We start from the raw sequence: 23500 nt of genomic DNA, 5'->3' as shown, positions 1-23500 counted from the left end.
CGACAGCAGGCTCGCACCACTGACGTTGTCCGATCCCAGCAGGCGAACGTTGCAGAGGATGGGCCCGGTTTCGGATCCCCGCCCAAGGCTTCGCCACCGCTCTGGCACCATGAACCGGCAACCCTGGACGGCCGCAGCACGCTGGACATACCGGTCGCCGAGCCGTTCGAGCTTGCCCAGCAGGAAGACGAGCCACCCACCGCCCAAGCTGCGGACCGCACCCCGGCTGCGCCGGCCGGAGAAGGCCCGGCACCTCTCCGCTTCACGCCGAAGTCGGCACGGTCGCCGGAGATGTAGTCCCAGCGGCGGGGGCTCACTTCGTTTAGTCGGCACGGGGCGCGGTACCGAGATCACTCCCTGTCCCTTTCCCCGTGCGGCTCGCCGAGTGAAGTAGGCCGCCGACGAGGTGCCCGTGGCTCGGGTCCTTTTCCGACGGCCCCTTCCCGAACCGGACGGGCCCGATTTCCAGGCATCCGGCTCTCCAGTGATCACTTCCGTGGTGCTGCGGTGGGACGTCCCGCGTGGATGTCTTCATGGCAGCGGCGGCAGATCACCAGGGTCTTGCGCCGTCGCATCGCCATCAGGTGGACCCACATGGGCCGTTCCCGGCGTCCGGGCCGGTTGAGATCGGCGAGCTTGCGGATGTGGTGAACCTCAAGGTTCGTCCGCGCTTCGCAGATCTCGCAGCACTCGGCGAGGAGCCTGTGGATCAGCTCGTTGCGCTTCATGCTGGCCATGACCGGCCGGATGTCGGTTAGGACTGCTGTGCGCTGCCGCTTGAGCGAGATTCCGCCGAAGCGGGCGACCAGTGGCTTCTTCCCCTCGTCGCGGGGGACGGTGACCTGGATGCAGCGGCGCGGTCCATCGGGTGTCTCGGTGGTGCTCTTGTACTTCCGGGACATCTTTGTGACCGTCGACCGGTGTTTCCCGGCCAGAGTCTTCAGCATCGACGTCTCCATGACCCACTGGAGACGGCCCAGGCGGAACACGTCCTGGGCGAGGAGGTAGTACTGGACCAGCCCTCGGAACTCGGCCTGGTACTTCGCGACGATGGTGAAGTCGTCGTCGTGAAGCAGTGGGCCTCGTTGGGCGGGCTTCCCCTTGCTCATGTAGAGCGCGCATTTCTGCCTGATCACCTGTCGTGGCACGAAGAGCCCGATGGCACCGTTGACCGCCCGGCGCTGCCGCGTGATCTTGGTGTCGGCGTGCTGGACTCGGATCTCGTATCCGAGGAAGTGCGCCGCCTGGCTGGCAGCGTGGGTGATCAGCGTCTTGGACTCGGACAGTTCGAGCTTGAGCTGGTCGCGCAGGAACGTCCGTATCCTCGACTTGATCTCCTCGGCCTCGCGCTTGGGACCGGCGAATCCCAGCAGCCAGTCGTCGGCATATCGGACGTAACGTAATCGCCGGTAGTCCGGATCGTTAGGGTCCTGGCTCGGCAGGGTGCGGCGCCGGAGCCGAAGCTCCCGGACCGCCTCCCGGTCACCGTGCCGCTTGGCCCGCTGGATCGCGTACTCGACGATCTGGTACTCCCGGTTGGGGCGACGACGCCGGCCGTGGTTGTACTCAGGCAGCAGAGACTGTTCGATGAACTGGTCAAGCCGATCAAGGTAGATGTTCGAGAGGACCGGGGAGGCCACCCCACCCTGCGGCGCACCGCTGAGCGTGGCGTTCCATCGCCAGTCCTCCAGGTATCCCGCCTTGAGCATGTGGCTGATCAGCCGCAGGAACCGGCCATCGTGGATCTTCTCCGCCAGGATCGACAGCATCACCTCGTGATCGAGGCTGCCGAAACAGTCGGAGATGTCCCCTTCGATGAACCAGTGCGTCCCCTTCCAGACCTCCACGACCTCGCTGAGCGCGGTGTGGCAGCCCCGGTGGGGACGGAAACCGTGGGACCGGTCGGAGAACTGGACGTCGTAGTACGCCTCAAGCAGCAGGCGGACCACCTCCGCGACCAGCTTGTCCGACCAGGGCGGCAGGCCCAATGGGCGTTTCTTCGTTGATCCCTTCTTCTCGATGTAGACCCGCCGGGCCGGAGACCATCGGTAGCGTTCGGCGCGCAAGGCGCCGATGATGCTGCCGATCTTCTCCAGCGACATGCCGTCCGCGGTTTCCTTGGTGACCCCCGGCGTCATCGCGCCCTTGTTGGCATAGATCCGCCCGTAGGCCATCAAGTACAGCTGTGGGTTGAACAGTTGCCGATACAGCCTCTCGATCGGCAGTCGCCTCTCTCCGCGCTTGCGGATGACGTCCAGCACCGTTTCGGCGGTCTGCATTACGCATGCCTCCCTTCGCTGAACTCCTCGATCACCTGTGCCCCTTCGCCCTTGTTCCGGCTCTCCCGGACCTCTTGGCAGGTCGTGACTCCTGCGACTACTACGGGCACTCCGTCGCCATAGGGCTCGCGCCCCGTAGGCGATCCCGTGGTACGTCTCCGCTGCACGTATCGAGCACGACGTAGGCCGCCCACTCATCTCCTTGACCGCCCTCGCTGGGCGACGCTCCGCGACACGGAGGTTGCCCGGCCCCACAGGTTCAAGGCCCGGCATGACGCGGCATCGGTTACAGGTGTCGTTCCGACGGGTGCGCACTCTCACCACTGGAGATTGGGCTTCAAGCAATCCAGCCTTGGCCATATCGCGCGGGTCTCGCGGCACCCCGCCCCCGGACACCTCCGGACGACCACCGCTTCCCTGACATGCTCTTTTCCCCTCGCGCTTTCGCGTCCAGGTGAGTCAGGCGACCCAAGAACCTCCCTCCGAGTTCCTCCCGACTGCGTCGGGGATACAACGAAGCGCCTCACGGCGCACACCCGGCGTACCCGTCTCCGAGTACCGGGCTCTCCACGTTTTCGCGATGGCGTGTTGGAATTAGAAGGCCCATCCGTCCCTGGCCATGTTCAGCTGGGCCAGTATGGCGTCCAGGCCCAGAGGTGACGTCCTGCGGGTCAGGGCACGGATCTTCGCCTTTACCTGCCGGACGGCCCGGTCGGAGATGAAGGTATAGACGTGCCATGTGTTCGTTCCTCGCGTGCATCGGCCGCCGCCCAACGATGAAGCCTGGACTGCATCGATACCCGCCGCCGCGGCTCCACCGGGGCCGCCTCCAGCAGAGCACTGCCGTTCGGCGGCGCTTCTCTCGGCATTACAGCCTCCAACTCTTCTCGCTTTCCGCTGCCGCCCTTCCCCATGCACCGGGCTCTCCCCGGCTCGGAGTACTACGACGGCTCCGCCCCACCCGGCCCGTTCGGCGGTCGATGCACCTGTCCCCGACGGCGGACTGGCCGTCCGCACGGGGGAACTTGACCGGGTGGTTCCCGCGTTCACTGTGGTCCGCTCGGTGAAGGAGGCGTCGGCCCAGTGCTCGGATCTCCTCGGCGACCGATTCGATGTCGCGCCAGCCCGCTGCCAGTTCGTCCGGGGGCAGGCGATCGCGAGCGCGACCGGTACCCGTGACGACGACATCGCACTCGGCTCATGCCAGTGCGACGGCGATTCCCCCGCCGATGAAACGCATCCGGCCAGCCCCGGTAACGACAGCTGCTTTTCCATCGAAGCCTGTCAGTTTCATCGGTACGCCTGCCTGGTGTCAGCGATGTGATGGGACATCAGCAGTACGGCCGGTGCCCCCGGCAGCTGCTGGCTTGTCTCAACGTGCAGACCCCGCTCAGGCCGCAGGGGTTGTCTCGCCGACCGGCGCCTCGGGACCCTGCTCCAGGATCTCCAGGGCGATGTCCGCCAGCATGTCTTCCTGGCCAGCGATGAGCTTGCGGCGTCCGGCCGCCACGAGGATCTCCCGAGTGGACAGTCCGGTCTCCTGCGCGATGCGCTCGGCATGCCGGAGATAGCTGGAGTAGACACCCACGTAGCCGATCGTCAGGGTCTCCCGGTCGACCCGTACCGGCCGGTCCTGGACGGGGCGGACCAGATCATCCGCAGCATCCTGCAGGGCCCACAGATCGCAGCCGTGTTCCCATCCGTACAGGTTCGCCACCGCCACGAACGCCTCCAGCGGGCAGTTGCCGGCTCCCGCACCGTGTCCGGCGAGAGATGCGTCCACACGGACCGCTCCGGCCTCGACGGCGGCAAGCGAGTTCGCCACCGACAGGGAGAGGTTCTCGTGAGCATGGATGCCGATCTCCGTGCTCTCGTCGAGTACGTCGCGGTAGGCGAGGATGCGGTCACGAACGCCCGGCGGGGTGAGGTGGCCCGCCGAGTCAGTGACGTAGACACAGTGTGCCCCGGCCGACTCCATCGTCTTGGCACACGCGGCCAGTTCCTTTGGTTCAAGGCCGTGCGACATCATCAGGAACGCCGACACGTCCATCCCGAGTTCACGGGCACGGCCGATGTGCTGAGTCGCCACGTCCGGCTCGGTGCAGTGTGTGGCGACACGCACCGAGGTGACGCCGAGGTCGAACGCGGCTTCGAGATCGCTCACGCGGCCGAGACCTGGTACGAGGAGAGTCGCGACCCGAGCACGCGTGACGGTCTCGGTCACCGCGCGGATCCATTCCTCGTCGGTGTGGCTGCTGGACCCGAACGTGAGGGTCGATCCGGCCAGGCCGTCGCCGTGGGCGATCTCGATGGAGTCGACGCCGGCGCGATCCAGTGCCCCCGCGATCTTTCGGATGGTCCCGGGGCCCATGCGGTGCCGGATGGCATGCATTCCGTCACGAAGGGTCACGTCCTGGATGAAGACCTGTGTCACGACGCGTACTCCTCACTGCGGTCGGGTCGGGCCGCGTACCGCTCGGCGGCAGCCACGGCGGCCGCGGTCATGATGTCGAGATTGCCGGCGTAGGCCGGCAGGTAGTCGGCGGCCCCCTCCACCTCCAGATACGCGGTGATCTGCAGGCGTTCCTTGGGTACGAGTGCGGGGTTGATACCGCGCAGGGGAACATCGGCACCGACCGCGGAGATCTGCACATCGTGCTTGAGCCGGTATCCGGGAACGTACGACGCCACCTCCCGAACCATGTCGTGGACCGACGCGCGGACAGCGTCGTGGTCGGCGTCGGCCACCAGGCAGTGAACCGTGTCGCGCATGATGACCGGCGGATCGGCGGGATTGAGGATGACGAACGCCTTTCCGATCTGTGCTCCGCCGACTGCTTCCAGAGCGCGCGACGTCGTGATGGTGGATTCGTCGATGTTCGCCCTGGTTCCCGGTCCGGCGGAGCGCGACGACATCGAGGCCACGATTTCGGCGTATTCCACAGGTACGACCCGGGAGATGGCGGCGACCACGGGAATGGTGGCCTGGCCCGCGCACGTCACCATGTTGACGTCGCTCGCTGCGGCGTGGTCGGCGATGTTGACGGCCGGGACGACCATGGGGCCGGCGGCCGCAGGCGTCAGGTCGATAACCCGGATCCCCCGCGCTGTCAGGGGAGCGCTGTTGGCCGCGTGTGCGGCCGCGGATGTGGCGTCGAAGGCCACCTTGATCTCGTCCAGGTCCGGCCAGGCAAGCAATCCCTCGATGCCTTCCGAGGTGGTCCTGATCCCCAGCTCGCGCATGCGGCGCAGTCCGTCGGACTGCGGGTCGATACCGACGACACCGGCGAGTTCGAGCACCGAACTGCGTATGACCTTGTAGGCGAGGTCCGTGCCGATATTGCCGGAACCGATGATGACGGCTTTCTCCATACCTTCTCTCCTGAACTCCAACGGCTCTGTGTGGACGGGAGTACTGTCAGTTGCTTTCGCGGGGCACACCTGCCGGCCGACGACCGACGAGGAAGTCGAGATCCGCGCCTTTGTCGGCCTGCAGAACGTGGTGGTGCAAGAACTCACAACCGGACACGGGCGCCCGTGCCGGCGGCTGGGCAGTGGCGGCGCGGGCTTCGAACTCGCTGTCACCGACCAACAGGTCGAGCGTCCTCCTGCCGACGTCCAGCCTGATCCGGTCGCCGTCCCGTACCAGGCTCAGCGGCCCGCCTGCCGCGGCTTCCGGCGCCAAAAGGACCACGACCGTTCCGAAGGCGGTCCCGCTCATCCTGGCGTCGGAGATGCGCACCATGTCACGGACGCCGCGGCGCAGAAGTTTCGCGGGGATCGGCAGGTTCCCGATCTCCGGCATCCCCAGATACCCGCGTTGGCCGGACCTGATGCTCTCGACCATGTCCGCGTAGATCTCTCCGGTCAGGTCGTCGGTGCCGTCGGGCCGGAACGCGTGCACGCCCCGGCCTCGGCACAGAGGATCCCGTCGGCGACAATCTCGTCCGGGGTGAGTGGAACCAGCGGCTGCAGATCACGGCGCCACGGCCCGTTCCGGGCCACTTCAACCCACGTCGGGGAGTGAGTCATGCAGACTCTCCTTTACACTTGATCGGCACGCTCACCTCTGCACGGCGTGTATTTCTGGCCATACGCGCCAATCGCATCGGGTGTCGCCGCACGCGTCCCAAGCGCACCGGGCGCTGGTGCCGAGGGCGCGGCCTGTCCCCCAGCTGCCTTCCGTGGCGAACCTCGGCGGCGTCCTGGGATATGACCACGTCGCCCGATGACGGTCGAGGCCCGAATGTCCAATCCCGCACGGTCACCCGGCATGCATGCGGCTATCTCGCAAGGGGCTGCTTTGTCCCGTACGATCGGGCACCGTCGCCGTACGATCGGGCACCGTCGCCGGATACCGACGGACAGAGCACGCCGAACCCGTGAGGAGGCAGTGGTGGGACTGAAGACAATCGAGCGTCTGGGTGACCTGCTCAGTCTGTTCACGCCGACCCGGACGGAATGGATGTTGGCCGATATCGCGCGTGCGCTCGGGTTGCCGCGCTCGACCGCGCACGGCCTGCTCGTGTCGGTCGCCGCGACAGGCCTGTTGGAGGCGGTCGGTCAAGGCCGCTACCGGCTCGGGCCGCGCATCGCGGAGCTCAACGCCGTTCGTGTGCAGCGGCAGGACATCCGTGAAGCTGCGACGGAGGTCCTGCAGCGGCTGACCGGCGACACGTGGGAGACCAGCAACCTGGGCGTGCTCGTAGGCTCTGCCGCCATCTATCTCGATTCCGTGCCCGGCCGCCATCATGTCAGTGTTACGGGGGCGCATCCCGGTACCCGGTTGGCCGCCAACCGGACCGCGATCGGCAAGATCCTGCTCTCGTACAACACTCCGGCACAGATCTCGTTGCCCAGGGCTGAGGCCGCCGGCGTCCTTGCCGGGACGTCCGCTAACGCGGGTCTCCTCCCCAAGGAAGCAGAGACGATCCGGCGTGAGGAGATCGCCTACGATCTGGGCGACGTCTCGCCGGAGATACGCTGCATAGCCGTGCCGGTACGTGACGGGGACGGGACCGTAGTCGCGGCGCTCAGCATCTCGACCACGGCGACCCGGTTCACCCGGCACCACGAGCGTCTCACCGACCGGCTCCGCACGGCTGCCAGTGCACTCAGCGCTAGGCTCCAGCCGCCCCCGGCATAACGCCCGGCCCCGTTCTACCCCTGCTTGCTTCGCCCTCACGACTTCTGCTCGGCCGGATCAGCTGGTCATGCGGGCCACACGGCGGGTGCCGGTACCAGGGCAAAGCGATGGCCCGGCAGCCCATACCACGATGCTCACGCGGCGGACCGAGGCAGGCGACCGCGTCCGGCCGGAAGCCGGAGACGCTCGAAGTGCGGCTGCGCGATCGTCCCGGTGGCGAGATCGTATGGCGACGGATCGGTATGCCGAGGCGATCCGCGGCGCCCTGCCCGACGCCACGCAGTGCTGGCACGCCGTCCACTATCTGATCGACAACGGTGTCAACCTCCTCGACTGCGCCCGCTGGCCCAACCAGGCGCTCAACACGGTCAAACGCTGTGCTCCGCGCCCGGGCCTGACCATCTGCGCCGTCCGCCCCAGTACCGGGCCCGCCTGGTCGCCCCTACCGCGACGACCTGCGCCGATGCCGTATCGAGGAGCCCGGAGTGCTGGTCAAGCACCTCTTCAAGGATCGGGCGCTCGGCTGCACCGGCGGCCTCAGCCCCCCGGCACACGTACTTTGGTCATGGCCGCCACAAGAGTGACCCGGATCATGCCCTCCCCATGCCGTCTCGCCTACTGGATCACGGCCAGCCCGAGAACCTGTCCGACACCAGGCGTGAGCATCTCGATGAACTCCTGGCTACCTGTCCCGAGATGACTGATGTGGCCAGCTCGTGCACGACTTCGCACCGCACATTGGGAGAGCGCCGCGGAGGTGGCCTCGACGCCTGGATCGTCGACGTCCGGAAGGCCCAGCTACCCGAGCTGGGCCCCTTCCTCCCCGAATACCCCGCTGGTCACCTCAAACTGTCCGGCCCCGCCTGGCCGTGGCAGACCACCGTGCTCGCACTCCTGACACTGGGGATCTCCGCGGGCATCGGGCTGCTGCCGACCATCGTGCGACGGTCGTTGGCCACTGCCGACGGCGTGCGTGAACAGCGGCCGGTGGCCGGTCCCGTCGCGGACGGGCAGCGGCATGCGGTTGGGAGTTTCGCCGGAACCGGCGCAAGGAGGGTCAAGACCAACGCGCATCCCTGCGGCACTCAGTGCCGCAGGGATGCGGTGTTCGACGAGGCACGGTGTGGCGGACCTTCGGGCCGTCTGTCAGGAGATCACATCGGCAGAAGCCTATCCTTGACGGCATGGACCCGCGGGGCAGGCTGCGGCCATCGCGCTGGGACAGCGTACTCGCCGGGCTGACCCCGCCCGGCAAGATGCTCTGCCGCCTGCCTGCCCTGTTGCAGGACAATATCCGGGCCACTGCCCCGGTGGTGAGCGCCTTCCCGGTCCCAGGACGCATTCCCGGGAAAAGCGTGCCGAGCGAACCTACGACGGAGCCGACTCCTGCGTCCCGCGTGCTGCCTCGGCGAAGGGGACGATCAGCGGCCCCTTCCCCGGCGCCGACGCAGCCGTGCACCAGCAGAGCGCGGGGCCGGTGTGGCGCTGTCAGCCCAGCGATACTGGCGGCATCCCTGCCCGTCAGCATGCCTGACGACCACCTGCCAGCTCAAAGGAGCGGAGACGCTGTGCTGCCCGCCGCGCCTTCCTCGGCCAGGTCCAGCGGCGGTAACCGGTGACCTCCCCATATGCGCCGCTGCCCCGCGGCGGCCCCCAGGGCTCTGAGCCAGAGACGACTGAGGCGATCTCTCCCGTCATCCAGGATCTCGCCGACGTCCTGCTTGCCCGGCTCCCGGAGCTGGTCGAAGAAGTGGTGGACCTGATCCTGCAGGAAGAGCCTCCCTACCGCCCCGGTGATCCGATCACCCGGGCTGACCTCACCAAGGTGGCGGGCGGCAACATAGAGCGCGTGCTCCAAGTTTTCGCCGGCCGGATGCCCCAGGCTCCCTCGCTGTACGAGGGCGCACAGGCCACCGGCCGCCTACGGGCCGAGCAGGGCTTTCCGCTGGAGGCCGTCCTGCACGGCTTCCGGCTCGGCGTCGAGAGGCTCTGGGAAAAGCTTCTGATCGAAGCACGGGCCCGCTCACCGGAGGTAAGCGAGGAACTGCTGGACAACGCCGTACGCCTTTGGCGCATCGTCGACCTCGCCTCCACCAGCTTCGCCCGGGGATACCGGAACCGGGAGAAGGAACTCGCCCGCCGTGACGAGCAACGCCAAGACGCGCTACTGGACGCGCTCCTGGAAGGCCATGGCGTGGAGCCGGCCGTTGCGGCCGAGGCGGAGCGGGTGCTCGGCCTGCCGCGGGACGGGCGCTACGCCGTAGTCTGTGTCGGCCACGACCCGACGCAAGAACACATGGCATCCCATTCCCTGCGCGACAATCTTGCCGCCTGGCGCATCCGCTCCATCTGGCGCGTCCGGCTGGACCGGGAAATCGGTGTGGTGGCACTGGCCCGCACACCGCTGTCGCGGGTGACAACCCTTCTGTCCCAATGGCTGGACCAGCCGGCCGGGATATCCGGTGAGGCGACGGGCCTGGCATACATCGGCACTGCGGCCGGGCTCGCCGATATCGCGCTGCGCACCGCACCGCCAGGGGAGGCGCAAGCCTTTGCGCTGGACACCCGGCTGCCCGAGGCCCTGCTGGTGTCTGCACCCGACCTTGCGGCCCGGCTCGAGTGGCGCATGCTCGGCCGGGTCCTCGACCTGGAAGCCGACGAACGGCAAACGCTGCTCGCGACACTCGACTCATGGTTCCGCAGCGGCCGGTCGGCGGCCGGCACCGCCGAAATGATGCACTGCCACCGCAACACGGTGTTCAACCGGCTGCGCCGAATCCAGGAGCTGACCGGCTACAGCCTGGACAACGACCGCGACGAGCTCGCCTATCGCCTTGCCCTCGCAGCAGTGCATACGCTGCCTGGCCGCGGAACAGCACAGCAGCCCTGAGGATTGTGCGCACTGCACAACCAGGTCGCGACCACAGCACATGGGAACCGCTATTCCGCCTGTCTACGATCAAGACACACAGTGCAGAACCGGTGATTCCCGTCATCGCCCCTGTTCAGCAGGGAAACAAAGAGGTGTCGTCCCTCGCGCTCCGAGCCGGGGCTTTTCACCTCCATCCGCCATGTGGCAAACCCCACCCCGCCGGCCCATGAGGCGAACAGAAAGGACGGGCATGTACCGACACGAGCTGCACCACCTCGCCCCGGCCACCCGCCCCCGGCCTGCCGCCCCGGTACAGAGTCGCGCGGCCCGCCCGCCCAACGGCTACACACCCCGCACAGCTCTTCGCCCGCATCCCTGCCCGCCAGGCGCAGTAGAGGCGCGACCCTCACGCCAGGCTCTCCTCACTTTGCCTGCGCAGGAGACCAGGGTCGGCACCGCCCGGCAATTCGCTTCCCGCCTGCTGAAGAACTGGCCTGTGTCCACTGAACAGCAGGACACCGCGGTCCTCATCGTCAGCGAGTTGGCAGCCAACGCGGCCCGGCACGGACTGTCCGACATGACTCTTCACCTGACGCTCAAACAGGACACTTTGCATATCGAGATGACCGACTGGGGCACCCCTCGCCTGCCTCGGCAGCACGACCGGGAAGTCGACCCGGACGAGCACGGCCGCGGCATGGACATCGTCGCCGCCCTTTCGACCTCAGTGACCACTCTGCCCAGTACGGCGGGCTGGCACGTCCATGCCAGTCTCTCCGTCCGTACGCATGGCTGATGTTCCACCGCCGTCGCTTGTGTCCCCGTCGACGACGCCGTACTGGGCGAGCGGATGTGCGCATGCGTCGTGTGAGTCCCGCAGCCTTGCACTGCTACGAGCGACCCACGTTCGCGCTACGCTCCAGCGCCTGGAAGTGGGGCGAATCCCCCGGCCCCATAGGTGCGTTGGACGATTTCCATGTCAATCCGGAAAGCGGCGGCGTGCTCGATGAGGTGCTGGGGTAGCCGCCATGGCGATGCTCCGCCTGCCGCCGCCCGATCCAGCCCGAAGCTGCGAGTCCCCTGGTGGGCACCGAAAGCCCGCTCAACTTGTCATGTCAGGACCCGCAGCTTCTCACGCCCTTGACCCGGCGTTCCGGCGCCGCCACGAACAGGCCCGGTCACAGGACGGACCGCCCCCGCTTCACGCCGGTTCGAGCGCCCCGGCTACCGCGATCACGTCGCCTGGCCCATCAGGCGCGGGTCGGTGGGGCTGGCGACGAAGACCGGGGTGTCCGACTGGTAGAAGATGTCGATGTCCGCCTCCTCGCCGCCAACGATCAGCGTGTCCCAGGCGCCGCTCTCCTGCAGGGTCCGCAGGGTCGACGGGGCGAGGGTGGACAGGTGGCTGCGCAGTTCCTCGTCGGTCGGCATTCCGGGCAGGCGGGGCGCGAGGCGCTCGCGGATCGCGCACATGCGGTCCAGCAAGATGTCGAGATCGGACACCTCGGCGCCGGGTTGGGCGGCCCGGTCCCCTTCCATGCTCCGGGCGATGACGTCCTTGATGGCACGGGTCACGCCCCGTTCGTCGGTGGTGACCATGGCGTTCCAGGCCCGGCTCTTGTGCCGGTACTGGAGCATGGACATCGCCGCCTCGTGCCGGATGAAGTCGGCGTCACGCAGCGGGCGGCCCTGCCAGACCCGGCTGAGGGAGCGGGCGAGGGAAACGGCCGAGGCGAGGCCGCTGTTGAGGCCGCGTCCGGGCCAGAAGTGGATGGCGTTGGCTGCATCGCCCAGCAGGAAGCCGTAGGTTCCGGGGCTCGTGGCGGCGGGACGGGTGAGCTGGGCCGTGAACCGGGGGCGCTGCACCATGTCCAGCCGGAACGAGGTGATGGCGCTGAGATCGTCCTCGGCGACGCCGAACAGCTTCAGACCCTCCTGGATCCGCTTCCAAAGCGGCGAGCTGCGCAGCAGGGCGGGCAGGAACAGGGTCCCATGGGTCGGGCAGACGAACTCGTTGTCCTCGGAACGGCTCATCAGGCAGGGCCGGGCCGCGATGCACTCCTCGAAGATCTGCCGGACCGGGTCGATGCCGATCACGTCACGGGCCTCCTCGCGGGTCAGCCTCATGTTGAGGAAGCCCTCGCCGCCCAGCGAGTTGAGCAGGAACCGGTTCTGTGCCACGGTCAGCAGGACGCTCATCGGATCCTTGAGCCGGGACTTGACCCGCAGTCCCAGCACCACGTCCTGGAGGTGCTCCCCCTCGAGAGAGTAGATCGAGGCGTCGGCCGTGCCGAAACGGTCCTCGAAGTGCTCTCGGGTGCGCGACCGGCCGCCCTCGCAGATCACCAAGACGTTTTCCCGGGAGAGCCGGTGCTGGTGCTCCGACGGATCGAAACGCTCCGGAACCAGCCGAATCGCGGACTTGGCGTTGGCCAGCTCCAGCAGCTTGTCCTCAATGTAGGCGATCCGGATGTTACGGGGCGGGCGGCCGTCCACGGAGTCCGGCCCCACGGGCCACATCTCGGAGTATTCGCCCGCATTGAACAGCGCCGACTGCATCCCCTCGGTGAGCGCGAGGTACTGCCGGCTCTGGACGGTGACGACCTGCTGGCGGCGGATGTTGCCGTGGGTTTCATCCTTCCAGACCACGGTGGAGCCCTTGCTGATCCACCGGCCGTCGTAGACGGTGATGGATACCCTCTCCGGCAGCGCGTTCTCCAGCAGCAGGGCGAAGGCGAGGCCGACCGGGCCTCCCCCGGTCACCGTGACCCGCAGCTCGCCCGGGTTCGCCGAGGCGTTGAGGGGGGGCAGGTCGAGCCCGGAGAGGGCCATGACCGTCTCCACCGCCTCCTGCGTCTCGAACAGGAAGATTTCGTCGCCGATGCGTATGGAGTCGCCGGGCACAAGCACGTGCCGGGTGACGCGCCGGTCGTTGACGAAGGTACCGTTCCTGCTGTTCCGGTCGTAGAGCACGAACGCGCCGTCCTCAGTGACGATCTCGGCGTGCAGGCGGGAGGCGCTGACACTGACGATGATCACGTCGTTGTCGCTCTTGCGCCCGAATCGCAGCGGAGCGCTGCCCAGAACCACGCTCTGACCAGTGAAGGGACCGGTGCGTCCCACGATGACCGACAACACAGAAACTCCTTGGGAAATGCTCGGGTACGGGCAGAGAACCGCATCTGCGGTTGACGCACTACGAGGGTGGAACTCGTACGTCCCCACACACAAAACCGCGGCCCAGCGGGACTTACTTGACAGGCCAAGTCAGAATCCGACCGACGGCGGTTCAACTGACTCCGGCGAAGCCTGGTGGATGCGCGGGGATGACTCGGCTGCGCGGCGTCAGCCTCCGTGCCCGGTGGACGATCCGTTCGTCGTCGTGACGCATGTCATCGAGAACGGCACCGTGTTGGACACCGCATCGAACGGCGAGCGGATCTCCACGGCCATCTCACCGTGCAGTGATCCGGCCTGCGCATACGTCGACAGCCGCACCGTCTCCCTGTGGATATGGGGAGCACCTTCCGGAAACGTCAGCGTCCGCCAACGCCGGTCGACGAAAGTCCCGTTCGTCGAGACCCACCGGTACGAGAACTGGGTGGGCAACCGCGACACCGTGAAGGTCGCGGTGAATTGGGGGGCCTCCGAGTCCGCCGGATGACAGTCTCCGACGTAGTTGGTTGCGCCACCCGTTACGGTGACCGAAACGGGCTGCTGGGTGGTGCCGTCCGCCGTACCGGTGGCAGCGTCCTGCGACTGCCCCGTGGGCGAGCCGGTACCGGTCCGGTCCTCACCGGCGCCGCCGACGACCGCATAGCCCAGGCCTCCCGCGCACAGCGCGAGCACGACCGCTCCCGCCCCGATCAAATACCCGGTGCGCCGGCTGAGCCGGCTACGCCGCGTGGCGCCGGAACCGGACGCTCCGGCGCCCACGTACTCGGGCGCCGGCCTGGCGGGCACCGCCGGACCAGCCGTGGGTACAGGCGCTGGCGTCGGGACTGCCGATACGGTGAGCGCCTCGGCGGTGCCCGCAGCCGAGTCGGCCTTCGGCGAGCGAAGTGGCACGGCCGGAGAGGCGGGGACGTCGAAGACGGCGGGGCTGTCCACGGTGGACATGGTGGCGGCGTCGGCGGACGAGCGGGGCGCCAGGGCGGCCGTCTCGGCGATGACCGCCGGTGAGCTGCCGGGATGCGGGGGCTGTCCCGGGGCGGTGACCTCTGCTGCGGGGGTGTCGGCTCTCGTCGACGTGTCTCCGGCATCCGTGGCGTTACCCGGGACCGGCGACGACACTGTGGCGATCGGTGCTCCCACCGTGGCCGTCGATGCGATCTCCTCGAGCGGGGAGTCGGCGGCAGGCAGCTCTTCAGTGGCCGGTGCGAGAAGCGGAACAATCGGCGCGACCGGGGCGGCACCGGCCAGGTGCAGCTCCTGCCCGGCCTGTTCGGCAGACATGCGATCGGCGGGGTCCTTGCGCATCAGCCCCTCGATGACGGACGTGAGGGGTCCGGCCCGGTGCGGCGGGGGCAACTGATCGTCGACGATCGCGCGCAAGGTGGTCAGGGGGGTGGTCCGGCGGAAAGGTGAACGGCCCTGGACGGCCGTGTAGAGCAGCGCGCCGAGAGACCACAGGTCCGACGCGGGGCCGGGGGTCTGGCCCAGTGCCCGCTCCGGCGCCAGGTACTCGGGAGAGCCGACGACCTCGCCGGTCATCGTCAGCGCGGAATCCCCCTCCACTACGGCGATGCCGAAGTCGGTGAGCACCACCCTGCCGTCGTCGGCGAGCAGGACGTTGGCGGGTTTCACGTCGCGGTGCAACACTCCGGTGCCATGCGCTGCGCACAGCGCGGCCAGCACCTCGGCACCTATGCGCGCGACCTCACGCGGCGGGAGAGCACCCTGGGAGCCGATCACGTCGGCCAGCGACCGGCCGCGGACGAACTCCATGACGATCCAGGGCCGACCGTCGTAGGTGGCCACGTCGTGGACGGTCACCACACCGCGAGCACTGATGCGTGCCGCCGCCCAGGCCTCCCGCTCCAAGCGGGTGTACATTTGCTCGACGCTCTTCGCGGCCAGTCCGACGGGAGTGCGTACCTCCTTGACGGCGACCTCGCGGTGCAGTACCTCGTCACGAGCGCGCCATACGGTGCCCATACCGCCCTCGCCGAGAACGGATAGCAAGCGGTAACGACCGGCGACCAGCCTATCGGCGGCCGCGTCCGGCGAGCCTGCGTCCTGGTGGTGCATTGGGGCCCATACTCCCTGTCTTCTGCGAACGGCCAGGAACGTGGCGACGTCACCCGTCCGATCAGTAGCCTGCTGCGCCGTCCTCGCATCGGACATACCGATCCCGCATCGGTCACCGGTCCGCAGGCCGGCGAGGTTTGCGACCGCGGGGACGCACGAGGTCGTCAAACACTATGAGGACTCCGTCAGGTCTGCCTCGATCTTGAAGTCTGTGTGTCCTGGCGGGCAGAGCTTCTTGGCAGCTGGTGCAGAGTCCAGCACTCAGGACCTCCTGGCGTGCCAGGACTCGGCAGGTGTCACGGTGACCACCGAGCGGACTGACGGCCGCGGCGCGAGGGATTCCCCGGCGTATGGGGCGCGGAACGTTCGACGGTGACAGCGGGAACTGGGGAGGACCTCCCCGGTCCGGCAGCCTGCGCGCAGACGCTGTCGGGAGCTGCGTGTCCTATGGCCGGGTGCACCCGGGGAAGCGGCCGGGGGCTTGCTGGCGGTTGAGAGCGGTGCGGTGGCGGGTGTGGCGTTGCCGGCGGGAGCGCAGTTGGTGCGGGCGGTGGCCGATGCGGTCGCGCAGGCGATGGCGGTGGAGGGCGTGCGTGTGTGTTCGGCGACCGGGCCGGGACGAGACCGTCGCCGTGCGGATGGCGCTTCGTGAAGTGCCCACGGGCTGGGAGGTGACCTGGCCATCCGTGACATCCCCGAACCCGTCCTCCCCTCCTGTGCATCACCAACAACCCAGCCGTCTCGGGAACTTGTTCACGTCCTGGCGCCTCACGCTGAACTCAGCCGACCGAAAACGATAGAAATACAGACAGGATGGCCACTTGACCGGCCCCTCTCCTTCAGGGATGGCAGAGAGGGAAATGAACCCTGGCGCCAGTGGCGGCGTTCTCTCTATCAGGGGGCTGATGAGAGACTGATCCAGTCGGCTTTTTAGGAGGTTGGTCTGCATGCCAGAATCTTCCGCTGCCAGTGAGACTGCATCACGTGCGAGTATCGATAGCGATGCAGCTACTTTGGTCGAGTCTTCAACGACTGAGGGAAACCGCGACATAGAAGCCGCAAGAACGGTGGATCGGGAACACGAACAAGCGCGGCGGAACGGAATCACAACAGTCGGGCTAGCGGCGGGCCTTACTATTTTTACGGGCGTTTCAACAAGGCTCCCATTTGTCAGTCCCCCAGTTAAGGCTGGAATAGCGGCAGTGGCCGCTGCGATGGGCGCGCTGACAGCAGCAGCGGCAACAAAGGTGACAATGGACGAATTGCGGTATCGAAACAGCCACCCGGTGGCGCCGGAAGAAGTCCCCCAAGCGCAATCTCAGGCCCCCACCTACCCCCCTCCGGCCCACAACCCCCAAAGCCGACCTGGGGGCCGCACCCGGTGACCGTACAGTCGGGCCGCCCGGTACTACAGGAGAGTTTCGTGTCGGCCGAGTCGGAAACTCGTTATCCCGGGTCATCGAACTTGATGGGGCGTCAGTCAGAGGAGATCAAACCAATGTCACAGTGAGTTACGGTTGCGGATGGATGGCGCCTCGGACGCAAGGAGCCCGCAGGGCTGGTGATCATGGTTGCTTTTGAGGCAACCGCTCACGAGTGCCTGCGGGGGTGTTGTCAACTTCGCTCTCCTCTGCGCCGCCTGTGAGATGATCGTTTGGGATGGTGGTATGTGGCGTCTTCGAAGTTGAGCAGTGCGCCTCGTCAGACATCCTGACTCTTCGTCACGCTCGGCGCCCTGTGAGGGTCGTTGGTACCGCCTGATGCAAGGAGCCCGTGGGAGTGATCATTCCTGTTCTCTAGGCAGAACGATCATGTGAGGGCCACGGGCGTGGTCAACGGTACGGCGTTGCTGCTCGACCTCGACGGGGTCCGCCATACGGGTCGAGCGGCTTGAGGACGGCACCCGCCGGGTGCATCTGGCCACGGCGGAGGAAACGGCTCGCGCCTGCCCGGAGTGCGGGGCCTTCGCCTGGAAGGTGAAGGGCACAGCCCGGACCCATCCTCGGGATCTTCGCTGCGGGGAGCGCGGGCTGGTGCTTTTGTGGCACAAGCGTCGCTGGTGGTGCCGCACCCTCGCCGACAACAACCATGCAGGCGGATAGCGCCGCGAAGAGTCCCACACGCCCCGTCCTGGCAGCCGGTGACGTGCCCAGGCTGTCAGGGAAACTTCGTGCCCTGAACCCCGCCCAGATGCGATCCGTTGTTGGCAGTGCCGGGCACCTGCATGCCTGGGACACGGAGCGGAACAACGACGCGGAGTGGAACCTAGAATGACTGCGATTTCTGTGGGAATGCCGTCCGTCCCGGCCAAACTGGCCGAACGCAGGGCCAGCCGCAAGGTCATGGTCGGCCCAGTAGCGGTCGGTGGTGACGCACCGGTATCGGTGCAGTCGATGACGACGACCCGTACGTCCGACGTCGGGGCAACCCTGCAGCAGATCGCCGAACTCACCGCGGCCGGCTGCCAGATCGTCCGCGTGGCCGTCCCCACACAGGACGACGCCGACGCCCTCTCGCAGATCGCGAAGCAGTCCCAGATCCCGGTAATTGCGGACATCCACTTCCAGCCGAAGTACGTCTTCGCCGCCATCGACGCCGGCTGCGCCGCGGTCCGAGTGAACCCGGGCAACATCAAGCAGTTCGACGACAAGGTAAAGGAGATCGCCCACGCGGCCAAGAACGCCGGAACCACTCTGCGCATCGGCGTCAACGCAGGCTCCCTGGACAGGCGGCTGCTGCAGAAGTACGGCAAGGCGACAGCCGAAGCGCTGGTGGAGTCCGCGCTGTGGGAAGCATCGCTGTTCGAGGAGCACGACTTTCGCGACTTCAAGATCGCAGTCAAGCACCATGACCCCGTAGTGATGGTCAACGCCTACCGGCAGCTGGCCGCACAGTGCGACTACCCTCTGCACCTCGGCGTGACCGAGGCCGGCCCGGCGTTCCAGGGCACCATCAAGTCCGCCGTCGCCTTCGGCGCTCTGCTCAGCGAGGGCATCGGTGACACGCTTCGGGTGTCACTGTCGGCTCCGCCGGTGGAGGAGGTCAAGGTCGGCATCCAGATCCTTGAGTCGCTGAACCTGCGCCAGCGCCGTCTTGAGATCGTCTCCTGCCCGTCCTGCGGCCGGGCCCAGGTCGACGTGTACAAGCTGGCCGACGAGGTGACCGCGGGCCTGAAGGGCATGGAGGTGCCGCTGCGAGTCGCGGTCATGGGTTGCGTCGTCAACGGCCCGGGCGAGGCCCGCGAGGCGGACCTCGGTGTGGCCTCCGGCAATGGCAAGGGTCAGATCTTCGTGAAGGGCGAGGTCATCAAGACCGTGCCGGAGTCGAAGATCGTGGAGACGCTCATCGAGGAGGCGATGAAGATCGCCGAGGAGATGGAGAGGAACGGCACCTCCTCGGGGGAGCCCGAGGTCTCCGTCAGCTGACATATCCGCCGAACGCCTCTCCGGGCCATCACGACAAGGCTTACGCGGAAACCACCCGCAGAAACGTCCGCAAACGAAGGTTCGTGAAACACAAAGATCAGCATGACGTTCCCGCAGGCCGCGACTGTAACGCTGCCCGTGTACGCGCCTGTGTCACCTGCTACCCCAGGACTGATTCAACGTCATGGTGATCACGTGTCGATGCAGGTCGAACGGGTGCGTGACGTGTAAGAGACCTGTCGTAGCCCGGCGGCGACGCCGTGGTGGCCGGCTTCGCGGAGCGTGCCCGGGTGATCCGAGGTGCTACTGGGCTTCGCCTGAACTTGCGGCGACGCGCCCTGACAAAGGTTCAGCTCAAATATTGGAACTGTGCTACGTGAATCCCTTTTTCTTAAGAGACATGGCGTACTCCCTCGGTGACACCCGATGTGCGCTGGCGGACTCGGCTGAGGCGGCCCGCCTGCGATCCTCCGTCGCAGACCTGAGTTCTGCCGGCTTTGCCTGGCACCACGTGTGCCCACCGGGGCAGTACGCGTACGACCTGGCCTGGGCAGCGGTCAAGTCCCTGTCGCTGCCGGAGACGGTGGACGCGATCGTCTACAGCACCTGCCTGCCGCACAACGGCAATGCCGGTGATGTCACAGCGTGGTCAGAGACCAGGGACGTCAAGCACCTCATGGACTTCCCGGCCAGCAGGATGCAGTCCGCCCTCGACCTGGGCTCAGCCGCTGTGTTCGGGCTGACCCAACAGGGCTGCACCGGGCTGCTCGGATCGCTGCGGCTGGCAGGCGCGCTGCTGGCGTCCGAGCCGGACTGGCGAACGGTGCTGTGCGTCACCGCCGACCGGTTCCCCGACGGCGCACTCTACGAGCAGTCCTACAACCTCGTCTCCGACGGAGCCGCCGCATGTCTGGTGTCCGCCGCTGCGGGCAGGTTCCGCGTCGTCGCGTCGCACCAGATCACCAACGGAGGACTCCACGCCGCCTCCGACGACGAAACCGTGGGCCTGTTCTTCTCCTACGTGCCGAACCTGGTCCGGCAGACCTTGGACCGCGCAGGGCTGGCCATCAGCGATATCGACTGGGTGGTACCGCAGAACACCAACCACAACGCGTGGACGATCGCAGCCCGTCTGCTCGGCGTCGATCGCGACCGGGTCTGTCAGACCACGCTGGGCGAGATCGGACACGCGATCTCCGCGGACAACATCATCAACCTCTTGGCGCTGCTTGACACCGGCACCGTGCGGCCGGGGCAGCACGTGCTGCTGGTCATGGCCGGGCACGGGTTGAACTGGCAGGCCACGATCCTGCAGGCCACGGAGCGCATCGAATGACGGCACAACACCAGGAACTGCGCACGGCGATCGCCGCGATCATGGGCACGGTCGACCGGCTCACCGAGCAGTCCCGGACACGGTACAAGAACCCCTACGAGACGATCACCTGGCCGGAAGCCGTCGCCCCGGACCGGGACTGGTTCTTCACCCCGGAGCTCTCCTCGCTGCACGGCACCCGCCATGAGCTCCCACTCACCGATACCAGGGCCAGACAACTCGCCTTCCAGGAGGCGGCGAACTTCTTCAGCCTCAACATCCACGGGGAGAAGTCGCTGATAGCGGGCCTGGCCACCCGCATGTACCGAGGCGATCTCGTGGAGATCTCCGACTATCTGCACCACTTCCTGGACGAGGAGAACAAGCACAGCGTCTACTTCGGCGGGTTCTGCCGCCGGTACGCCAAGTTGTACCGCAGCAGACACGTGCCGTTTGCCGAAGGCACGGAGCGGTCGGTCGCGGACGTGCTGTTCTTCGCCAAAGCGCTGCTGTTCGAAGAGCACGCCGACCGTTACAACGTGCTGCAGGCCAAAGATGTCCGCCTGCACGAATTGGCGCGGTTCATCAACCACGCCCACCATGCAGACGAGAGCCGGCACCTGGTGTTCAACAGGGCCATCGTGCAGGCACTGTGGCAGACCTACGCGCCCCGGTGGGACACCGCCACCCTCGCCGACGTCCGTGCCCGCATCAGCCAATTCTTCGTCACCACCTGGCTGGAGTACTACAACCCCGATGTCTACGCCGATGCCGGGTTCGACGACCCGTGGCAGGTCGCGCAGGACGCCTGGGCCGATCCGGCCCAATGCGCGCACCGCCGCCAGATCTCCGCCAAGTGCCTGCGATTCTTCATGTCCACCGGCATCCTCGACCAGGAACCCAACGATGCGTTCTGAGCTCAAGCAACTGCGCAGCTGGATCACCGCCAAGGCAAGGGATCTGCCGCCCGGCGGGCTGACCGACGACCTGCCTCTGCTGGCCGGCCGGCACTTGACGTCGCTGCATATCCCAGAGCTGATTCTGCTGCTGGAGGGGCTACGTCGGCAGCCGATCGATGTGGAAGGCCTGACCGCAGGCGACTTCAAAGACGTGACAACCATCGCCGCGAAGTTTTTGGGCCCCGGTGACACCTCGACCGAGGGAAGGTCTTTATGAACACGCTGTCGTCGCCCGCACAGACCACAGACGAAGGCATGGCCGACAGTCTCAGCCGGATCGGTCTGCGGTGGAACTCCCGCGGCTACGCCACGCTCAGCGGACCCCTGCTCGCGCTGGCCAGGGAATGCGACCAGGCATTCCTGGCAATCGCCGCGCGGTGGGCCGCTGAACCGGAGCACCACCCTGTCCTCATGCCGGCCATGGATCTGTCCCCGGTGGACTACTTTTTGTCCTTTCCTCACCTGGTGACTTTCGCCGCCCCGCTCAACCCGGCGGCGCATCATCTGCGGACGTTCACCGCGGCCGCACGGCAGGACCCGCAGGCCGCGCTGCACCATGCCCAGCTGACCACTCCGGGCGACGTGCTCACCCCAGCCGCTTGCTATCACGTCTATGTCCACCACCGCGACCGGGAGCTGCCCGCACCCCTGAAAGTCACCACCCGGAACACATGCTTCCGACATGAAGAGCACTTCGCGCCGCTACGTCGTCAATGGAGCTTCCAGATGCGGGAAATCGTCTGCGTCGGCTCCCGCGAGGAGGTGTCGGACTTCCTCTCCGAGACCCGCACAATGGTCGACAAGCTCATCGCCCGACTGGGCCTGCCGGTGGAGTGGAACGCGGCGACCGACCCGTTCTTCGACCCGACTGCAAACCCGCGGTACCTGGCGCAGAAGCTCCACCCGACCAAGCATGAGGCGTGCTACCAGGACCTGGCCATTGCCTCGGTCAACATGCACGAGGACCACTTCGGTGACGCGTACGGCATCAGCCGGGACGGTCGTCCCGCGACCAGCGGCTGCGTCGCGTTCGGCATCGAGCGGTGGCTCTGCGCGCTGATCGACCGCTGGGGCACCGATCCGGGTAACTGGCCGAGCACATTCACCGCCGTCGGTCGTGAGGTGTCATGAGCGGTCTCGCCCTGGTCACCGGGGCCGACGGCTACCTTGGCCTGCATACGGCACAGCGCCTGCTGACCGACACCGACGACCGGCTGGTTCTCACCGTTCGGGCGGCTGACCGCGCTGAGCTGGACGCCAAGAGGAGCCAGCTGGCGTCCGTGCTGGACGCCCGCAAGGAACGGGTCGAGGTCGTCCCTGCCGACCTGACCGAGGACGCCCCGCTGTGCGCAGTCACCCGCACTGTCACCGCCATCGTCCACGCGGCCGCACGCACCGCGTTCAACCAGTCCAGGGACGATGCGCGGCGCATCAACGTCGAAGGCACAGCCCGGGTCGCGGAGTACGCAGTCAGCTGTCCGGCCCTGGACCGGTTCGTGTTGATGTCCACATTGGTCAGCGCCGGATGCAGAACAGGCGAGGTGCGCGAGACGATGCTCGCGGGCGACGCCGGTTTCGCCAATCACTACGAATGGTCCAAGAGCGAGGCCGAACTCCTGCTGGCCGAACGCTTTCCGGAGCTGCCGCTGACGGTCGCCAGGCTGTCCACGATCGTCGCCGACGACGACCACGGGCACGTCACCCAGTACAACGCTTTCCACAACACGCTCAAGCTGTTCTTCTACGGCCTGATCACTGTGATGCCCGGTCTCCCCGACACCCGGCTCTATTTGGCCACCGCGGCCGCCACCAGTGGTGCCCTCGTGCACCTTGCGCAGCCGGACACCCCCACCGGCGTCTACCACCTGGCGCCCGCTCCGCACGAGGCCATCAGCCTGCGCGAAGCGATCGACACCGCGTTCGACGTCTTCGCGACCGATGCCTCTTTCGCCCGCAGGCGGCTGTTGCGACCGGAGTTCTGCGACCAGGAGACCTTCCGGCATCTGGTGGCGGCGACAGAGACGCTGAGCGCGAGTCCCGCGGCGGGCGCGCTGCGCTCGGTGGCCTCGTTCGCCGAGCAACTGTTCCACCCCAAGCAATTCGTCAACACGCGGCTGGTGCAGACATGGCCGGGCGCCACCGCGTTCGCGAACCGCGCCCTGGTCCATGCCGTGTGTCAGTCGCTGGTGCAGAGCCGCTGGGGGCGTAAGCCAGGCGATCGTCCCCACGCCTCACTCGCCTCCTGAAGGGAGTC

Annotated in this window: 18 protein-coding genes; 11 read left to right on the top strand and 7 right to left on the bottom strand. The window is 67.1% G+C overall.

The features are described from left to right. Nucleotides 1-488: 488 nt before the first annotated feature. Complete coding sequence (locus AB0I54_RS44065; RefSeq protein WP_363302003.1) at nt 489-2279, bottom strand: reverse transcriptase domain-containing protein; 1791 nt, start codon at nt 2277-2279, stop codon at nt 489-491. A gap of 1033 nt (nt 2280-3312) precedes the next feature. Here AB0I54_RS44065 and AB0I54_RS44060 point away from each other — a divergent pair. Beyond that, complete coding sequence (locus tag AB0I54_RS44060; RefSeq protein WP_363302002.1) at nt 3313-3603, top strand: hypothetical protein; 291 nt, start codon at nt 3313-3315, stop codon at nt 3601-3603. Between the two features lie 66 nt (nt 3604-3669). On the opposite strand, the gene dmpG is transcribed toward AB0I54_RS44060, so the two are convergent. From dmpG to AB0I54_RS44040, 4 genes are read right to left on the bottom strand one after another with little or no spacing between them, the layout of a single operon-like run. Next, nucleotides 3670-4713, bottom strand: a complete 1044-nt coding sequence (dmpG, locus tag AB0I54_RS44055; protein WP_363302001.1) for a 4-hydroxy-2-oxovalerate aldolase — start codon at nt 4711-4713, stop codon at nt 3670-3672. Then, a complete protein-coding gene (locus tag AB0I54_RS44050; protein ID WP_363302000.1) occupies nt 4710-5651 on the bottom strand; it encodes an acetaldehyde dehydrogenase (acetylating) in 942 nt (313 codons plus the stop codon). Before AB0I54_RS44050 ends, dmpG begins: the two co-directional genes overlap by 4 nt. A gap of 46 nt (nt 5652-5697) precedes the next feature. Continuing rightward, a complete protein-coding gene (locus AB0I54_RS44045) occupies nt 5698-6183 on the bottom strand; it encodes a dihydroxy-acid dehydratase (RefSeq protein ID WP_363301999.1) in 486 nt (161 codons plus the stop codon). Next, on the bottom strand, nt 6147-6311 hold the full coding sequence (locus tag AB0I54_RS44040; protein WP_363301998.1) for a 3-keto-5-aminohexanoate cleavage protein: 165 nt from the start codon (nt 6309-6311) through the stop codon (nt 6147-6149). Before AB0I54_RS44040 ends, AB0I54_RS44045 begins: the two co-directional genes overlap by 37 nt. A gap of 364 nt (nt 6312-6675) precedes the next feature. Here AB0I54_RS44040 and AB0I54_RS44035 point away from each other — a divergent pair, with 364 nt between their 5' ends. From AB0I54_RS44035 to AB0I54_RS44025, 3 genes are all read left to right on the top strand, one after another. Then, nucleotides 6676-7425: an IclR family transcriptional regulator gene (locus tag AB0I54_RS44035; protein ID WP_363301997.1), complete on the top strand. Its 750-nt coding sequence runs from the start codon at nt 6676-6678 to the stop codon at nt 7423-7425. A 1615-nt stretch (nt 7426-9040) separates the two neighbouring features. After that, a complete protein-coding gene (locus AB0I54_RS44030) occupies nt 9041-10315 on the top strand; it encodes a helix-turn-helix domain-containing protein (protein ID WP_363301996.1) in 1275 nt (424 codons plus the stop codon). A 409-nt stretch (nt 10316-10724) separates the two neighbouring features. Further along, entirely contained in the window at nt 10725-11093 is a 369-nt protein-coding gene (locus tag AB0I54_RS44025; protein WP_363301995.1) for an ATP-binding protein, read from the top strand. Between the two features lie 437 nt (nt 11094-11530). On the opposite strand, the gene AB0I54_RS44020 is transcribed toward AB0I54_RS44025, so the two are convergent. Next, entirely contained in the window at nt 11531-13435 is a 1905-nt protein-coding gene (locus tag AB0I54_RS44020; RefSeq protein ID WP_363301994.1) for an FHA domain-containing protein, read from the bottom strand. Nucleotides 13436-13642: 207 nt separating this feature from the next. Then, complete coding sequence (locus AB0I54_RS44015) at nt 13643-15547, bottom strand: protein kinase (protein ID WP_363301993.1); 1905 nt, start codon at nt 15545-15547, stop codon at nt 13643-13645. Nucleotides 15548-17457: 1910 nt separating this feature from the next. Here AB0I54_RS44015 and AB0I54_RS44010 point away from each other — a divergent pair. From AB0I54_RS44010 to AB0I54_RS43980, 7 genes are all read left to right on the top strand, one after another. Further along, entirely contained in the window at nt 17458-17649 is a 192-nt protein-coding gene (locus tag AB0I54_RS44010; protein ID WP_363301992.1) for a transposase family protein, read from the top strand. Nucleotides 17650-17817: 168 nt separating this feature from the next. Next, on the top strand, nt 17818-18972 hold the full coding sequence (gene ispG, locus AB0I54_RS44005) for a flavodoxin-dependent (E)-4-hydroxy-3-methylbut-2-enyl-diphosphate synthase (RefSeq protein WP_363301991.1): 1155 nt from the start codon (nt 17818-17820) through the stop codon (nt 18970-18972). Nucleotides 18973-19333: 361 nt separating this feature from the next. Next, nucleotides 19334-20308 carry a 3-oxoacyl-[acyl-carrier-protein] synthase III C-terminal domain-containing protein gene (locus AB0I54_RS44000; protein ID WP_363301990.1) on the top strand — a complete coding sequence of 325 codons (975 nt, stop codon included), beginning with the start codon at nt 19334-19336 and terminating at the stop codon, nt 20306-20308. Beyond that, nucleotides 20305-21204: a diiron oxygenase gene (locus AB0I54_RS43995; protein WP_363301989.1), complete on the top strand. Its 900-nt coding sequence runs from the start codon at nt 20305-20307 to the stop codon at nt 21202-21204. The genes AB0I54_RS44000 and AB0I54_RS43995 overlap by 4 nt, the downstream gene beginning before the upstream one ends. Beyond that, the gene (locus AB0I54_RS43990; RefSeq protein ID WP_363301987.1) at nt 21194-21463 is read left to right on the top strand and encodes a hypothetical protein; all 270 of its coding nucleotides are present in this window, start codon (nt 21194-21196) and stop codon (nt 21461-21463) included. Before AB0I54_RS43995 ends, AB0I54_RS43990 begins: the two co-directional genes overlap by 11 nt. Beyond that, the gene (locus AB0I54_RS43985) at nt 21460-22377 is read left to right on the top strand and encodes an aminoacyl--tRNA ligase-related protein (protein WP_363301986.1); all 918 of its coding nucleotides are present in this window, start codon (nt 21460-21462) and stop codon (nt 22375-22377) included. Before AB0I54_RS43990 ends, AB0I54_RS43985 begins: the two co-directional genes overlap by 4 nt. After that, entirely contained in the window at nt 22374-23492 is a 1119-nt protein-coding gene (locus tag AB0I54_RS43980; protein WP_363301984.1) for an SDR family oxidoreductase, read from the top strand. Before AB0I54_RS43985 ends, AB0I54_RS43980 begins: the two co-directional genes overlap by 4 nt. Nucleotides 23493-23500 lie beyond the last annotated feature (8 nt).

It is taken from the genome of Streptomyces sp. NPDC050625 (genome assembly GCF_040654755.1).
In the GTDB taxonomy this organism is placed as follows: domain Bacteria; phylum Actinomycetota; class Actinomycetes; order Streptomycetales; family Streptomycetaceae; genus Streptomyces.
Note: the sequence above shows the minus strand (reverse complement) of the source record. Positions and strands in the feature narration are given on the sequence as shown.

What these genes read in the sequence shown, in the direction of transcription:
- AB0I54_RS44015 (WP_363301993.1), bottom strand. Translation starts at nt 15,547, where the DNA reads ATGCACCACCAGGACGCAGGCTCGCCGGACGCGGCCGCCGATAGGCTG.
- ispG (WP_363301991.1), top strand. Translation starts at nt 17,818, where the DNA reads ATGACTGCGATTTCTGTGGGAATGCCGTCCGTCCCGGCCAAACTGGCC.
- AB0I54_RS43995 (WP_363301989.1), top strand. Translation starts at nt 20,305, where the DNA reads ATGACGGCACAACACCAGGAACTGCGCACGGCGATCGCCGCGATCATG.
- AB0I54_RS43985 (WP_363301986.1), top strand. Translation starts at nt 21,460, where the DNA reads ATGAACACGCTGTCGTCGCCCGCACAGACCACAGACGAAGGCATGGCC.
- AB0I54_RS44040 (WP_363301998.1), bottom strand. Translation starts at nt 6,311, where the DNA reads ATGACTCACTCCCCGACGTGGGTTGAAGTGGCCCGGAACGGGCCGTGG.
- AB0I54_RS44065 (WP_363302003.1), bottom strand. Translation starts at nt 2,279, where the DNA reads ATGCAGACCGCCGAAACGGTGCTGGACGTCATCCGCAAGCGCGGAGAG.
- AB0I54_RS43980 (WP_363301984.1), top strand. Translation starts at nt 22,374, where the DNA reads ATGAGCGGTCTCGCCCTGGTCACCGGGGCCGACGGCTACCTTGGCCTG.
- AB0I54_RS43990 (WP_363301987.1), top strand. Translation starts at nt 21,194, where the DNA reads ATGCGTTCTGAGCTCAAGCAACTGCGCAGCTGGATCACCGCCAAGGCA.
- AB0I54_RS44050 (WP_363302000.1), bottom strand. Translation starts at nt 5,651, where the DNA reads ATGGAGAAAGCCGTCATCATCGGTTCCGGCAATATCGGCACGGACCTC.